General features: G+C 65.8%; 14 protein-coding genes. 9 read left to right on the forward strand and 5 right to left on the reverse strand.

Translation table 11 applies throughout. The features are described 5' to 3' along the window. The first annotated feature begins 247 nt into the window (after nt 1–247). From tsaD to AC1DR6_RS17790, 7 genes are all read left to right on the forward strand, one after another. Complete coding sequence (gene tsaD, locus AC1DR6_RS17760; protein ID WP_476830579.1) at nt 248–1,333, forward strand: tRNA (adenosine(37)-N6)-threonylcarbamoyltransferase complex transferase subunit TsaD; 1,086 nt, start codon at nt 248–250, stop codon at nt 1,331–1,333. Then, complete coding sequence (locus AC1DR6_RS17765) at nt 1,330–2,328, forward strand: NAD(P)H-dependent glycerol-3-phosphate dehydrogenase (RefSeq protein WP_476830580.1); 999 nt, start codon at nt 1,330–1,332, stop codon at nt 2,326–2,328. Before tsaD ends, AC1DR6_RS17765 begins: the two co-directional genes overlap by 4 nt. Nucleotides 2,329–2,338: 10 nt before the next feature. Then, nucleotides 2,339–2,665, forward strand: coding sequence for a hypothetical protein (locus AC1DR6_RS17770; RefSeq protein WP_476830581.1), 327 nt, complete (start codon nt 2,339–2,341; stop codon nt 2,663–2,665). Further along, nucleotides 2,665–3,075, forward strand: coding sequence for an EVE domain-containing protein (locus tag AC1DR6_RS17775; protein WP_476830582.1), 411 nt, complete (start codon nt 2,665–2,667; stop codon nt 3,073–3,075). The genes AC1DR6_RS17770 and AC1DR6_RS17775 overlap by 1 nt, the downstream gene beginning before the upstream one ends. Nucleotides 3,076–3,451: 376 nt before the next feature. After that, nucleotides 3,452–5,398, forward strand: coding sequence for an acetate--CoA ligase (acs, locus tag AC1DR6_RS17780; protein WP_476830583.1), 1,947 nt, complete (start codon nt 3,452–3,454; stop codon nt 5,396–5,398). Between the two features lie 186 nt (nt 5,399–5,584). Next, nucleotides 5,585–6,295, forward strand: a complete 711-nt coding sequence (locus tag AC1DR6_RS17785) for an AprI/Inh family metalloprotease inhibitor (protein WP_476830584.1) — start codon at nt 5,585–5,587, stop codon at nt 6,293–6,295. 261 nt (nt 6,296–6,556) lie between these two features. After that, complete coding sequence (locus AC1DR6_RS17790) at nt 6,557–7,243, forward strand: cold-shock protein (RefSeq protein ID WP_476830585.1); 687 nt, start codon at nt 6,557–6,559, stop codon at nt 7,241–7,243. A 131-nt stretch (nt 7,244–7,374) separates the two neighbouring features. On the opposite strand, the gene irrA is transcribed toward AC1DR6_RS17790, so the two are convergent. The 3 genes from irrA to AC1DR6_RS17805 form a co-directional block, all read right to left on the reverse strand. After that, a complete protein-coding gene (gene irrA / locus AC1DR6_RS17795; RefSeq protein ID WP_476830586.1) occupies nt 7,375–7,908 on the reverse strand; it encodes an iron response transcriptional regulator IrrA in 534 nt (177 codons plus the stop codon). A gap of 196 nt (nt 7,909–8,104) precedes the next feature. Next, nucleotides 8,105–9,694, reverse strand: a complete 1,590-nt coding sequence (locus AC1DR6_RS17800) for a DHA2 family efflux MFS transporter permease subunit (protein ID WP_476830587.1) — start codon at nt 9,692–9,694, stop codon at nt 8,105–8,107. 82 nt (nt 9,695–9,776) lie between these two features. Further along, nucleotides 9,777–10,982 carry an HlyD family secretion protein gene (locus tag AC1DR6_RS17805; RefSeq protein ID WP_476830588.1) on the reverse strand — a complete coding sequence of 402 codons (1,206 nt, stop codon included), beginning with the start codon at nt 10,980–10,982 and terminating at the stop codon, nt 9,777–9,779. A gap of 166 nt (nt 10,983–11,148) precedes the next feature. Here AC1DR6_RS17805 and AC1DR6_RS17810 point away from each other — a divergent pair, with 166 nt between their 5' ends. Next, entirely contained in the window at nt 11,149–11,793 is a 645-nt protein-coding gene (locus AC1DR6_RS17810; RefSeq protein WP_476830589.1) for a TetR/AcrR family transcriptional regulator, read from the forward strand. Nucleotides 11,794–11,800: 7 nt separating this feature from the next. Here AC1DR6_RS17810 and AC1DR6_RS17815 read toward each other — a convergent pair whose 3' ends face one another. Further along, a complete protein-coding gene (locus tag AC1DR6_RS17815; protein WP_476830590.1) occupies nt 11,801–12,742 on the reverse strand; it encodes a DMT family transporter in 942 nt (313 codons plus the stop codon). A 190-nt stretch (nt 12,743–12,932) separates the two neighbouring features. Beyond that, nucleotides 12,933–13,967 (reverse strand): aspartate-semialdehyde dehydrogenase, encoded by a 1,035-nt coding sequence (locus tag AC1DR6_RS17820; RefSeq protein ID WP_476830591.1) that lies wholly within the window; start codon nt 13,965–13,967, stop codon nt 12,933–12,935. A 444-nt stretch (nt 13,968–14,411) separates the two neighbouring features. Here AC1DR6_RS17820 and AC1DR6_RS17825 point away from each other — a divergent pair, with 444 nt between their 5' ends. After that, nucleotides 14,412–15,527 (forward strand): hypothetical protein, encoded by a 1,116-nt coding sequence (locus tag AC1DR6_RS17825; RefSeq protein ID WP_476830592.1) that lies wholly within the window; start codon nt 14,412–14,414, stop codon nt 15,525–15,527. The last annotated feature ends 68 nt before the right edge of the window (nt 15,528–15,595 follow it).

Consider the following 15,595-nt stretch of genomic DNA (forward strand, 5'->3'; position numbering starts at 1 on the left):
AGGACGTGCCGCGAACCGGATCGGTTCCCGCGATCGGGTCGCATTGCGGCGGAACGATGATGCGCGGCATTCCCTTTCCTCTTTCGGCGGCCGGACCGAAGAACTTTCCGCTCGGCTGCCCTGCGGCCCTGCTGGCTCTTGGCCTACCAGCCTGCCACGCACTATACGGAGGAATTGCTGGGGGACCACCGCCGGCTTGCGAGTTTCGCTATCCACGCCCGCCATCAGCAGGACAGCTCCGGCCACCATGCGCGTATTAGGGATCGAGACGACCTGCGACGAGACGGCGGCGGCGATCGTCTCGCTCGAACGCTCGGGCGAGAGCAAGATCCTCTCGAACGAAGTTCTGAGCCAGATCGCCGCCCATGCCGCCTATGGCGGCGTGGTGCCGGAAATCGCGGCACGCGCCCATGTCGAGGCGATCGATCGCATCATCGCGCGCGCTTTCGCGACGGCCGGCCTCAAGCCTTCCGAGATCGACGCAGTGGCCGCTGCTGCCGGACCGGGCCTTGTCGGTGGCGTCATGGTCGGATTGACAGCGGGCAAGGCGATCGCGCTGGCGCTGGCAAAGCCCTTCATCGCGATCAACCATCTCGAAGCCCACGCCCTGACGGCCCGCCTCACCGACAACCTCGCCTTTCCCTATCTGTTGCTGCTGGTGTCGGGCGGCCATACCCAGCTGCTCGCCGTGCGCGGCGTCGGCGACTATCTCAAGCTCGGCGGCACCATCGACGATGCGGTCGGCGAAGCTTTCGACAAGATCGCCAAGATGCTGGCTTTGCCCTATCCTGGCGGCCCCGCCGTCGAACGCGAGGCGGCGAAGGGCGATCCCGAACGTTTCGACTTCCCGCGCCCGATGCAGGGCCGGCCGAGCCCGGATTTTTCGCTGTCAGGCCTCAAGACCGCCGTGCGTCTCGTGGCCGAGCGCATCGCGCCACTGTCCGACAACGACGTGGCCGATCTCTGCGCTTCTTTCCAGGCCGCCGTCGTCGACGTGATGGTCGATCGCACGCGTGCCGGCTTGCGAGCCTGCAAGGCTGCCGGAATCGCACCCTCGACGCTGGTCGTCGCCGGCGGCGTCGCGGCCAATCAGGCGATCCGGGCCGGCCTGTCGCGGCTGGCGACGGAAGCCGGCCTGCCGATGGTCGCGCCGCCGCTCGCGCTCTGCGGCGACAATGGCGCGATGATCGCCTGGGCCGGGCTGGAACGGTTGCGCCTCGGTCTCGTCGACGACATGTCCGCCATCGCCCGCCCGCGCTGGCCGCTCGACACGCTCTCGGCCAAGCCGGAGGCGCCGGGCCCGCACGCCACCGATCCTGCTGCCGCCGGATGACGACCCCGCCGGCCTTCGCCGATATCGGCATCGTCGGAGCGGGCGCCTATGGCGCGGCGCTCGCGCTGGCCGCGTCGCGGGCAGGACGGACCGTGCGGCTCTGGGCGCGCGACGGGGCCACCGTCAAGGCGATCCGAAGCACGCGGCAGGCGCCTCGCCTGCCCGGCATCGCCTTGCCGGACACCGTCATGGCGACCGATGATCTCGCGAGCCTCGCCGCCTGCGACGCATTGATCGTCGCGGTGCCCACCCAGAATCTTCGCGAAGCCTGCCTCGCGATGGCCGCTACCCTTCCGCGAGGCGCTCCGGTCATCTCCGCCGCCAAGGGCATCGAACGGGCAAGCGGCCTGTTCGCGACGCAGATCATCGCCCGCGCCTGGTCCGGCGTGCCGACCGCCATCCTCTCCGGGCCGAGTTTCGCGGACGACATCGGCCGGGGCCTGCCCACCGCGGTGACGCTGGCGGCTGCGGACCCAATCCTGGCGCAGGGGCTCGCCGAAAGCCTGAGCTCCGCAGCCTTCCGCATCTATCATGCCGCCGATGTTCGCGGCGTCGAGATCGGTGGCGCCGCGAAGAACGTGCTGGCGATCGCCGCCGGCATCGCGATCGGCCTCGGCTTCGGCGAGAGTGCGCGGGCCGCGCTGGTGGCACGCGGCTTTGCCGAGCTGCGCCGCTTCGGCGAAGCGCATGGCGCCGAGCCCGAGACGCTGATGGGTCTGTCAGGCCTCGGGGACGTGGTTTTGACCTGCGCCTCGCCTCATTCACGGAATTTCGCTTACGGGCTGGCCTTGGGCGAAGGGCGCGTATCGGCGGGGGCGTCCAGCGGCAAGCTTGCCGAAGGGGTCTTCACCGCTCCGGTCCTGGCCCGTATGGCACGGGCCAAAGGCATCGAGATGCCGATCGCCACGGCCGTCGCCGATATCATCGCGGGCGAGATCGGCGTGCGCGAGGCAGTGGCTGCCTTGCTCGCCCGCCCGATCCGCTCGGAAGCTTAGGAGAAACTGCATGGCTGGGGATCTCTCGGATATCGGCAAGCGCGTCGCACGCGGTATCGCCGAGGTGAAACGGACCACGGGCACCGAACTCGTCGCTGAGAGCGGCCCGGTGCCGCTCGCCGGCCGCATCGCGACGCCGGTGATCCAGCACAGGAAACGGCGCGCCGAAGGCACGCATCGCTTCGTGCTGATCCTCCCCTTCGGCGAAGCCGAGGTCAGGGTCGAGCTCGACCCGACGGACTACGCGTCCTTGACGCGCGAGATGGTGCGATTCTGGAACGAGCAGGGCGAGGCCGCTTCGCAGCCGCCGGCGCCTCTGCAGGAGGGGGACGCCTGATGGCGCATTGGCTGATCAAATCCGAACCATCGAAATGGTCCTGGGACCAGCAGGTCGCGGCGGGGGCTAAGGGCACGCATTGGGACGGCGTCAAGAACCACACCGCCAAGCTCAACCTGATGGCGATGAAGCGGGGCGAGCAGGTCCTCTTCTACCACTCCAACGAGGGGCTCGAGGTCGTCGGCATCGTCGAGGTCATCCGGGAAGCCTACCCCTGGGAGGACGCCGGGCCGCCCTGGGTGCTGGTGGATTTCAAGGCTGTGAAACCGATGCCGAAGCCGGTGACGCTGGCGCAGGTCAAAGCCGAGCCCAGGCTCGAAAAGATGGCGCTGGTGACCTCTTTCCGCCTCTCCGTCCAGCCGGTGACGGACGCGGAATGGGCGCTGGTCTGCAAGATGGGCGGTCTCTGAGGCGTAGCGCTCCACGCGTCGAAGACAACGCGGGTCGTCCCGGACGCAGCGAAGCGGAGATCCGGGATCCATTCCGGAGCTTTTACCGGAAAGGTTCAGGAATGGATCCCGGGTCATCCTTCGGTCGCCCGGGATGACTTGCGATCACGATCCGCTTCCGAGATACGGTCCGCCGGTCGGTCTGGCGCCCGCCATGCTGCACCGCCGAAAGTCTGTGACACCAAAGTGCGAGCGCCCGCCTGCTTGCCGCAAGGGCGCCGCAGATTATGATGCGGCCCATTCGAACGCGTTGCCGATGACGCGACTTAAAAAACGAGACCGAGCCGGCGGCAAGCCGCCCATGCTCCTAAAAGTCTAGGGCCGAGGAGAAGCGTTCATGTCCGAGAAGATCTACGACGTCCCCGCCGAGTGGGCGCGGAAGGCCTATCTGGACGACGCCAAGTATCAGGAACTCTATGCTGCCTCGATCGCCGACCCGGACGCCTTCTGGGGCGAGCACGGCAAGCGCATCGACTGGTTCACGCCCTATACCAAAGTCCGCAACGCCAGCTTCGCGCCGGGCGCGGTCTCGATCAAATGGTTCGAGGACGGCATCACCAACGTCGCCCATAATTGCATCGATCGCCATCTCGACACACGCGGCGACCAGGTCGCGATCATCTGGGAGGGCGACGATCCCTCGGAATCCAAGAACATCACCTACCGGCAGCTTCATGCCGAAGTCAGCACCTTCGCCAACGTGTTGAAGGCGCACGGCGTCAAAAAGGGCGACTGCGTCACGATCTACATGCCGATGATTCCGGAAGCGGCCTATGCGATGCTGGCCTGCGCCCGGATCGGCGCCGTCCACTCCGTCGTCTTCGGCGGCTTCTCGCCGGATTCGCTGTCGGGCCGCATCGAGGGCGCGGAATCGGCCGTCGTCATCACCGCCGATGAGGGCCTGCGCGGCGGGCGCAAGGTGCCGCTCAAGGCCAATGTCGATGCCGCCGCCGAGAAGACCAAGGTGGACACCGTCATCGTCGTGCGCCGTACCGGCGGCGATGTCGCCATGAAGGACGGCCGCGACGTCTGGTATCACGAAGTGGCCGCCAAGGTCTCCGCCGACTGCCCGCCCGAACCGATGAACGCTGAGGACCCGCTCTTCATCCTCTATACCTCGGGTTCCACCGGCAAGCCGAAGGGCGTGCTGCACACCACCGGCGGCTATCTTGTCTATGCCTCGATCACGCATCAATACGTGTTCGACTACCATGACGGCGACATCTACTGGTGCACCGCCGATGTCGGCTGGGTGACCGGCCACAGCTATATCCTCTACGGACCGCTCGCCAACGGCGCGACGACGCTGATGTTCGAGGGCATCCCGACCTATCCCTCGATTTCCCGGTTCTGGGAGGTGATCGACAAGCACAAGGTCAACACCTTCTACACCGCACCGACCGCAATCCGGTCGCTGATGGGTGCTGGCGAGGAGCCGGTGAAGAAGACCAGCCGCGCCTCGCTGCGCCTGCTCGGTTCGGTCGGCGAGCCGATCAATCCGGAAGCCTGGGAGTGGTACAGCCGTGTCGTCGGCGACGACCGCTGCCCGATCGTCGACACCTGGTGGCAGACCGAAACGGGCGGCATCCTCATCACGCCCCTGCCCGGTGCGACCAAGCTGAAGCCCGGCTCCGCCACCCGCCCCTTCTTCGGCGTCGAGCCGCAGATCGTCGATGCCGAGGGCAAGGTGCTGGAGGGGGCGACCGAGGGCAATCTCGTCATCGCCGAAAGCTGGCCCGGCCAGATGCGCACGGTCTATGGCGACCACAAGCGCTTCGAGGAAACCTACTTCGCGACCTATCCGAACAAGTATTTCACCGGCGATGGCTGCCGCCGCGATGCCGACGGCTATTACTGGATCACCGGCCGCGTCGATGACGTCATCAACGTCTCCGGCCACCGCATGGGGACGGCCGAGGTCGAATCCTCTCTCGTCGCCCACCCCAAGGTCTCGGAGGCCGCCGTCGTCGGCTACCCGCACGACATCAAGGGCCAAGGCATCTACGCCTATGTCACGCTGATGGCGGGCGAGGAGCCGACCGAGCCGCTGCGCAAGGAACTCGTCGCCTGGGTCCGCAAGGATATCGGCCCGATCGCCTCGCCGGACCTTGTCCAGTTCGCGCCCGGCCTGCCCAAGACCCGCTCTGGCAAGATCATGCGGCGCATCCTGCGCAAGATCGCCGAGGACGAGTTCGGCGCGCTTGGTGACACCTCGACGCTCGCCGACCCCGGCGTGGTGGAAGACCTGATCGAAAACCGGCAAAATAAGCGTAAGGTCGGCTGAGGCAGCAAAATCTGTTGAAACGAGGATGGTGAGGCTGTCGCAGCCTGTCCTTCTCTTTCACGGCGCGTCCGGAACCGTTTGGCCTGACGAGGGTTCGCAAGCGGGGCGGTCTGCGCTAAAGCATGCTCATGCCGCGTTCATGATGAAATGATGATGCTGACGCAAAGTCAGATTGGCTGGGATCGAATGCGCCTGATAATGACGACCTCCGCGAAGCTCGCCGATACCGTCAGGCTTACCAAGGCCGTCGCATTGCTGCCCTTGCTGGCGCTGACCGCCTGTGCCGGTTCTCAGCGTTTTACCGGTCCGGTCGCAAGCGCTCCATCCTACAGCCAGCCTTTGCCATCGTCTCCGGCGATCAGTTCGTCGCCCGTCACGTCCGAGCCTTTGCCGCCTCCGGGCGGTTATCCGGCGGCCCCGCCAGCGACCGCCAGTGGCGGACTTCCGCCGCCGCAGGACCCGTATTTCAGCCCGAACCCCGGCATGCCTCAGGGCCAGTCCGCACCGCCTCTTGCCGGGCAGATCAGCCCTGCACCGGGGACCTCGGCGCCCCCGCCCGCCGCCGGCACCCAGGTCGCGGGATTGGGCCCGGCGCCCGCCACCACGCCCCGCCCCGCGAGCCGTGACGGCATGATCGGGAGCTGGACAGCCAAGGAGGCCACCGGTGGCACCTGCCGGGTGGTTCTCTCGAGCACGCCGACACTGGACCTTTACCGCGCCAGCGCTTCGGGCTGCGCCAACCGCGATCTTCAGAAGGTCTCGGCCTGGGACTATCGCGACGGCGAGGTCTATCTCTATCAGCAGGGCGGCACGGTCGCGGCGCGACTGCGCTCGTCCGGCAGTTCGCTCGACGGCGCGGTCACCAAATCGGGTGCGTCGCTCTCGCTCAATCGCTGACGGGCCGGGATTGCGCGGCCTGTCTCGGTACGACGCCGCCAGCTCTAGCTTCGCAAGGACGCGTTGCCGTCTTGCCTCGTCATTGTATCTTATCGATGCGCCAAGGACGCTCGATAGCGACGTGAACCCCGTTGAGAACAGCGCGACCAAAACGGCTGTCACACCCGAAAATACCATGCAATAATTTCACCGTGACCCCGATGACGGCGGGCCCGGCTTGAGCTACGCTGAACGCTCCGGTCACTCATTTCTTGAAGCTCCATGTTCGATCGTCGTCCACCCGCTGCCCAGCCTTTCGTCACTCACGAAAACATCGAAGCCAAGATCAAATGGTTCGACCCCGAAAAGGGGTTCGGCTTCGCATCCCCCTCGGATGGCTCCCCGGACGTGTTCTTGCACGTCTCGGCTATCGGCCCGCTCGACCAGCAGGCCTTGCAGCCGGGCGCGACCATCGTCGCCGACCTCGGCGAGGGACGTCGCGGCCTCCAGGTCGTTGCGATCCATGAAATCGATGCGTCAACGGCCAGCCAGAGCGCCCCTGCCCCGCGCTCCTTCGCTCCCCGCCCGCCCCGCGACCAGTTCGGCGGCGGTGGCTTCGGAGATCGCGACAGCAACCGGGGCGGCTATAGCGGTGGCGACCGCGGTGGCTATGGTGGCGATCGCGGTGGCTTCGGCGGCGGGGATCGCGGCGGCTTCGGCGGTGGCGGCGGCTTTCAGGACCGTGACAGCGGTCCTCTGGACGGCCCCTATGACGGCGCCGTGAAGTTCTTCAACTCGGATCGCGGCTTCGGCTTCATCGCGGCGGACAAGGGCGGGCCGGACGTGTTCCTGCACATCTCCTCGCTCGGCCGCAGCGGTCTCCAGCCGCCGATGGACGGGCAGCGCGTGCGGTTCTCCATCCGCGCCGGCCGCAAGGGCCCGGAAGCAGCGGATGTCAGCTTCATCTGAGCGCTCCACGCCCAGATCGTCCCGCATATAAGAAGGCCCGCCAATGGCGGGCCTTCTTATGATCGTCGTCGCTGCGGCCGGGTCGAAGGTCTCGGCCGTCAGCCTTTAAGACCACTCATGAGATGAGCGTATCACGCGTGGTGGCCAGAGATCCGCTTGCTCTCGACGATCGTTCCATCCGCCTGGCGCAGGCGGACGATGACCTCGACCGAGGAGATCTCCATGCCTTCGGGCGCTACCGGCAGGCCGGAAACGTGGATGGCCGAGCCCGGGATGTCGGTGACGGTCTCGTCATCCTCGTTGTAGAAATGATGGTGTTCGGAGACGTTGGTGTCGAAGAAGGTCTTCGGACCGGAAACCGAAACCTGCCGCAGCAGACCGGCCTCGGAGAATTGCCGCAGCGTGTTGTAGACGGTCGCGAGGGAGAGCGGCTCGCGGGCGCGCAGCGCCTCCTCATAGAGCATCTCGGCGCTGACATGCCGATCGCCCTTGGCGAACAGCAGCCAGCCCAGCGCCATGCGCTGACGCGTCGGCCGCAGCCCCGCTGTACGCAGGCGGGATTTGACCGCGCTGATCGGACACGAGGCCGGGCTCTTCTGGGGCCACGGAATATGCTCCGCCGCCACTGCCGACTGGTCACGATCCTTTCCGTCCAAGATGCTCATCACAAACGCCTTCCACTGGGCCGGGCTTGCCGGCACTACAGTTTAGAGAATATCCAAACTGCTGATATTGCTACCATATTTGTCGAAACTCTTGCTGAAAGTCAATGTCACAGACCCGCGATGAGCGCGCGGCACCCCTGTTTGCAGGGATATCCGCCTGAAAAGACGATGGCCGGCTTAGACCGGAAAGCGATTTTCAATGGCCACCGCCGGCCGCTCCGGGCTTGGGTGCCGGCGGCTTTCGCAGGAACAGCGTCAGGACGACCAGCGCTCCGAAGATTGCCGTCAGCGCCAGGAAGACGTCGCCGAACGCCATGATCAGTGCCTGCTTATGGGCCCGCTGGCTGATGATCTGTAGCGCCATGGTCTGCGCCGCATCGCCAAAATCGGCGAAGCTGCGGGTGGTGTTGGCGATCGCCTCCTCCGCCACCTGCCGCCCGGCTGAAACCATGGCGTGGAGGCGAGTGATATGCAGGTCGGTACGGGTGTTCAAAAGCGTGTTGATGACCGCCAGCCCGACCGCGCCGCCGAGATTGCGGGTCAGGTTGTACAGGCCCGACGCATTCTTGAGCTGATGCGGCGGCAGCGTGCCGAGTGCGATGTTGTTGATAGGCACCATGCACAGCATCAGCCCGCAGCCGCGCAGAACCTGCGGCAGGAGCAATTCGCGGAAGTCCCAGTCCGAGGTGATGTGCGACGCGATCCAGGTGCCGATCCCGAAGGCGCTGAACCCGATCATCATCATCACGCGCGGGTCGAGCTTGGCCGAAAGCTTACCCGCCACCGGCGCGGTCAGGAACATGCACAGCCCGGTGACGAACATCGTCTCGCCGATCATCAGCGCATCGTAACCGCGGATGCGCCCGAGATAGACGGGATAGAGATAGGTCAGCCCATACAGGCCGATGCCCATGCAAAACGAGAACAGCGAGCCGAAGGCGAAGTTGCGATCCTTGAAGGCGTAGAGGTCCACCAGCGGGTCGTTCCGCGTCAGGGCCCTCCAGAAGAACATGACGGCGCCGATCACCATCAGAACCGAGAAGAATATGATCTCGTGGCTTTCGAACCAGTCGAGCCGCGTCCCCTCCTCCAGCACATATTCAAGGCTGCCGAGAAAGGCCGCCATGCTGGCAAGGCCCAGCCAGTCGAAGCGCTTGATCAGGCTGTGGTCGGGCTTGTCGAAGTCGATCAGCGTCCAGGCTGCGAGCGTCACGCCGATGCCAGGCACGACATTGACGAGAAACAGCCAGTGCCAGGAGAAGGCATTGCTGAGGTAGCCGCCGACCGTCGGACCGATGGTCGGTGCCAGCGTCGCGACCAGCCCGATGATCGGGGAGACGATCGGCCGCTTGGAGGGCGGAAAGATCGTGAAGGCCGCCGCGAAGACGCCGGGAATCATGCCGCCGCCGATGAACCCTTGCACGGCGCGCCACAGGATCATTTCGTTGATCGAGGAAGCCTGCGCGCAGAGCACGCTGGACACCGTGAAGCCGGCTGCCGCGATCGAGAAGAACACGCGGGTCGAGAGCGCCCGGCTGAGATAGCCGGACAGCGGAATCATGATCACTTCCGCGATCAGATAGGCGGTCTGGACCCAGGCGATTTCGTCGGATGATGCCGAGAGCCCGGCCTGGATTTCGGCCAGCGACGCGGAGACGATCTGGATGTCCAGGATCGCCATGAACATCCCGAAGACCATCGCGATGAAGGCGAAGATCCGCTTCGTCGAAATAGCGTCTTCGGCGGGCCGGGCGCCGGCGCCCGGATTCAGGGTCGCAGTGGCCATGGCGGCCCGCCTTTCCTAGGGATGTCGGCCCATCCCCACACTCCGGCATCGTATGCCGGGCCGTGGGACGCAATCTGTCGCTTCAGCGTTGATTTTCGGGCCGCGGATCGATCGACACGACGACCGACATGCCCGGCCGCAGCAGGTGACGGGCGGTCTCGGCCTTGTCCAGCGTCAGCCGGACCGGAACGCGTTGCACGATCTTGGTGAAATTGCCGGTGGCGTTGTCGGGCGGCAGGAGGGTGAAGACCGAGCCGGTGCCGCCGGCGATGCCACTGACGGTGCCGTGGAAAACCTGGTCCGGCAGCGCATCGACGGTGATCTTCGCCTTGTCGCCGATCTTCAGGGGCGCGATCTGCGTCTCCTTGAAATTCGCATCGACATAGACCTGATCGAGCGGAACGATCGACATCAGCCGCTTGCCGGCGCTGACCAGATCGCCGAGCTGCATGTTCGTATTGGCAATGAGCCCGTCGATCGGCGCCGTTATTCTGGTGAAGCTGAGATCGCGCTCGGCCTTCTGCTCGGCGACCTTGAGCTCGTCAACCTGGCGCGCCGCCTCGAGCCGCTGGGCCTCCAGCACCTTGATGTTGGCCTGCGCCTGCGCGACGCCGGCCTTGGCGCTGGCCACCGAGGCGACAGCCTGATCGCGGCCCGCCGTCGCTGCGTCGAGCGTTGCCTGAGAACCAAAGGACTTCGCGGCGAGGCTGTTGGCGCGCGCATAGTCTGCCGCAGCGCGGGTGACCGAAGCCTCGGCCGATGTCTGTTGCGCCTGGGCCTGGACCAACCCGGCACGACCGGCCTCGATCTGGCTGTCGATGCGCGCGCCCGTCGCCAGCGCCGTCGCCGTCTTGGCGCGCGCACTGTCGAGCGCGATCCGCCAATCGCCGTCGTCGAGCGTCACCAGCGGCTGCCCGGCCTTGATCTCCTGGTTCTGCACGACCGAAACTGTCGCGATGTTCGCGGCCAGCTTTGCCGACACCGTCGCCATTTCGGCGCCGACATAGGCATCGTCGGTCGAGACGATGAAGCGCCCGGTGCGCCACCATTCCAGCCCGTACCACAGCCCGCCGCCGATCACGGCGGCTGCGACGAGGAGCAAAGCGCCGCGCTTCAGCGGGCTCTTGCCCTGCTTCTTGTCCGTCTTGGCATCGGCTTCGGGCTTCTGAGTCTCGTTGGCCGGAGCCTCGCGAGTTTCGCGTGCCACAGTCGGCTCGGATTGAGCCTCGTTGGCTTCGACCAGCTTCAGCCGGTCACGGCGCGGTTCGGGTGCGGTATCGGCAGACATGGTGCGTCCTGCTTCAATTCGAACCAGGCGGTTCGATTGCGCTTGAATTAGCGCGGGTCTTGACGCATATCAAGTCAAATCGAACCAGTTGGTTCGATTCTTTCCTGACCTGCGACGCGGAGTCGCACCCGTGATCTGGACCATGCACGCAAATTCCAAAACAATCGTGAAAACCGGCGCCCGCAATCGCCGTATCGCCGGCATGGATCCTGAGAAGCACCGCCAGATTCTGGATGGGGCACTGCAGGTGTTCACCGCGCGCGGCTTCGATGCCGCCAGCATGAACGACATCGCGGCCGCCGCGAATGTCTCCAAGGGCACTTTGTACGTCTATTTCGAGGATAAGGAGCATCTTTTCGTCGCGCTGATCCAGCGCGAGCGCGAAGTCCAGAAGCGTGGAGCGATCGCGGCGCTCAACGACGATTCCGACCCTGCGCGGGCGCTCGGCAATTTCGGCCGCTGCATCGTCCGGATGATCAACGGCAATCTCGCCGTCAGTGCCCATCGCGTCGTCATCGGCGTGGCCGAGCGCATGCCGGATCTGGGCCGCGAGTTTTACGAAAACGGTCCGATGCTCGGCTCGCAACTGATCGCCGGCTATCTCGACCGCATGGTCGCGGAGGGCAAGCTCGCCATCGACGATACCTATCTCGCCGCCGTGCAGTTTCTCGATCTCTGCCAGTCCACACTCACCCGCCCGAGGCTGTTCAATGCGATCGGCGCGCCTCCGAGCGAGGCCGAGATCGAGCGCGTCGTTCAATCGGCGCTCGCGATGTTCCTGGCGCATTACGGCGTGAAGCCCGCCGGTTGAGACGGGCTCAGCCGGCCCTGCCCGTCACCAGCCTCGCCCGCATCCGTTCGCGATGAGCGGTGTAGAGACCCGATGCCGCGATGATTGCGGCACCGACCCCGGTCCACCAATCCGGCAATGTCTGGAAGAGCAAAAAGCCGAACAGCGACGCCCACAGCAGCTGGATATAAGTGAACGGCGCCAGCAGGGAGGCTCCCGCATGGCGAAATGCGATGATCACCAGCCAGTGCCCGGCGGTCGAGACCGCTCCGATGAACAGACCGACCAGCGCGATCTCCCAACTGGGCTGGACCCAGTGCAGCGGCAGCAACAGCGTCGAGACGATCGCGCCGAAGAGGGTCGAGAACGTCACGGTCGCCAGCGGATTTTCGGTGCCGCTCATCATCCGCGTCACGATGAGTGACAAAGCCCAGATCAGCGCCGCCAGGACAGGGAGAAGCGAAGCCGGCTGGAAGCCGCTGCTGCCCGGCCGCACCACGACCAGGACGCCGACAAGCCCGACCAACGTCGCAAGCCAGCGCCGCCAGCCGACCTTCTCTCCCAGAAGGGGAATCGACAGTGCCGTGACGAAGAGCGGGGAGACGAAGCCCGTTGCCGTCGCATCGGCCATCTTCAGGTATTTCAACGACGAAACGAAGAGGATCGAAGAGCCGATAACGGCGACGCCCCGCAGCAGTTGCAGCCCGGGGCGCCGCGTCCGCAACGGCACTTTGCCGCGCTGGGCTGCCACGATCGCCAGCAGCAGTGCGCCCGAGGTGATGTAGCGCAGCCAGACGATGTGCAGCGCCGGCACGCTGCTCGCGAGATATTTCGAGGCTGCATCGCCCGCCGAAAGGAAGACCGTCGCCACCAGCATGATGCCGATGCCGGACAGGACATTGTCCCGCCGAAGCGACGGGTCGGCGACAGGCGGCGTCGGCGTGGGGCCGGGAGGTGAGGATGGCGGCAAGAGCTTGGCAAGGAACCGTTTGGAGCGGAGGCCCGCTCGATCCGGTCACCCTAGCCGTTTCGTTCGCAACGGCGCTGCGCAAATCGGACAGGCGGCGCATGCACCAGCGCCTTGCGATGGTCTGCCGACGAAATAAAAGAACCGGGCGAGGTTCGGATGTCTCGTCCCGCCCGGTTTTGGTCGGTAATTCTCAGGCCGCCTGCTTGCGCGGCTGGATCAGCTTGCGGTTGACCAGCACTTCCGCGATCTGGACCGTGTTGAGCGCCGCGCCCTTGCGCAGGTTGTCGGAGACGCACCAGAAGGCGAGCCCGTTTTCGACTGTGGCGTCCTCGCGAATGCGCGAGATATAGGTCGCGTCCTCGCCGGCCGCCTCATGCGGGGTGATGTAGCCGCCCGGCTCGTGCTTATCGATGACGAGGATGCCTGGTGCCGTGCGCAGCACCTCGCGCGCCTCGGCGGCGGTGATCGGCTTCTCGCACTCGATGTTGACGCTTTCCGAATGGCCGATGAAGACCGGCACGCGCACGCAGGTCGCGGTCAGCTTGATCTTGGGGTCGAGGATCTTCTTGGTCTCGACCATCATCTTCCACTCTTCCTTGGTGAAGCCGTCTTCCATGAAGACGTCGATCTGAGGAATGAGGTTGAAGGAGATGCGCTTGGGAAACTTCTTGGTGGTGACCTGACCGGCCGAGAACACCGCGCGGGTCTGGTTGAAGAGCTCGTCCATGCCCTCCTTGCCGGCGCCGGAGACCGATTGGTAGGTCGAGACGACGACGCGCTTGACGACGAAGCGATCATGCAGCGGCTTCAGGGCCACGACGAGCTGCGCGGTCGAGCAGTTCGGGTTGGCGATGATGTTCATCTTGCTGAAGCCGGCCACAGCGGCAGCATTCACCTCCGGCACGATCAGCGGCACGTCGGGGTGCGTGCGCCAGGCCGAGGAATTGTCGATGACGACGCAGCCCTGCGCGCCGATCTTCGGCGACCACTCCTTCGAGATGTCGCCGCCGGCCGACATCAGGCAGATGTCGGTATCGGAGAAGTCGTGATGCTCGAGCGCCTTCACCTTCAGCGTCCTGTCGCCGAAGGACACCTCGGTGCCGATCGAACGGGTCGAGGCCAGCGCCACCACCTCGCTGACGGGGAAAGCACGTTCGGCGAGAATGTCCAGCATCTCGCGGCCCACATTGCCGGTGGCTCCGACGATCGCGACCTTGAAGCTCATGAAACGGGTCCTTTGCGGTGGTTCGGTTCGGATCTCCCTTGGGGAGCCGAACCGGCCCGCATACGGACTGGCTCGGCAATCTGCCCCCGCCGGGGGGAGATGGACCCGGAACCGAGGCGAAGCGTCAGCGCGACGTGCCGGCTTTCCCGGACGTCGTTTTGGTCGTGGGTTTCGTCGTCGGACGGATAATCACGGAACCGATCCCGAAGGGCTGATGACTTCGCAGGGCGCAGCGCACCGGGCGCCGCAGATCTGTGAGAACACCTCCACGCCCGAAAAGTCAATCGGCGGCCTTCTGCGCCTTTTCAGGTTAACCCTGCTTCTTGACGCGCCATTCACGCTGACCCGCGTTTGAAGCCGCGCGGTAACCTCCGGGCGAGACTTAACCCGGCAACCTTTCCCCCATGCGACGAGGAATGCGGCTCCGTCGCGGGGAGTGACGGGTTGCGTCGATTTTCGGATAGGGCACGGCACCGCCTGGTCAGCGCGCGACAATGGGGAACGCCGCGTGTCGAAGCCGCGTGGCGCGTCATCCGGCCGGCCATCGACCGCGCACGCCGGATCGATGTGGTCACAGCCCTGATCGCCAGCGTCGATACCGTCGAATGGCTCTCGCGGAGCATCTGGCGCGGCCTGCGCCGGCTCGTTCCGCGCCATGGGCTCGGCCTGACCGGTGCCCTGCTCTGGCGCGGTGCGGCTGCTCTTGCCGGCATCGGCATGACGGCGGCGCTCGTCACCGGCCTTTCCGCCAAGGACGAGGACCAGACCCAGCTGGCCGCGCTCACGGTCCAGGACGCCGCCCGCACTGGGGGGCCGGCGGATCGACAGGCCACGACGGGCCCGATCCAGTGGGCACCCATCGTCAAACCGATCGCCATGTTCAATCTCGACGCGCCGGAATTCGCCCGCGCGGCTCCTGCCTATGCGGCGCGCAGCGGCTCGGGTGCGCGCGAAGACCTGCTGAGCTTCGGCGGCTTCGCGCAGGCCACGCCGCATCTGGCGCTTGCCGTGCGAACAGGGCGGCTCGACGGCGCCAACGCCGCTCCCTTCACGGTCGCCATAGCCCGGGAAGCCGCCGCGATGGCGTTATCGACGACGCGCAGCAGCCTTCCTGTCACGATCGAGACCCGGTTCGGTCCGTTGGAGACCGCCGATGTCGTTTTGAGCGACGGCACCGAGAGCCGTGGCTGCGTCGCCTTCCGCTCCGCTGGCGGCATCGATACATTCGCCTTGCGCGGCTGGTGGTGCGCGGCCGGCAAGCCCAGCGACCGCCGACAGCTCACTTGCCTCGTCGAACGCCTCGACCTGATCAACGCAGCCGGCGACCAGGCCTTGCGTGCTGCCTTTGCCGCCAGCGAATTGCGACGCAACGCGGCGTGCGAGCGCGCGCACCTCTCGGCCGCAGGGCGAAAGGCCTCCTGGCTTGACGCCGAAGCGCCGGCACCGGCCCTCAAGATAAAAACCGCGACAGCCGAGGCGTCCAGGGCCCTGCCGATCGCCCGAGAAAAAGCAGCCAAGCCGCGTGGCCGCAAGGCCCAACGGGCTGGGGCAAGCACCTAACGAAGTTGTTAACAGCGACGGGGTATCTTTCGGCCGCCTTCATGCGTTGGAAGGTCGAGACATGCGTC

This window comes from Allobosea sp. P5_A5, from assembly GCF_056400625.1.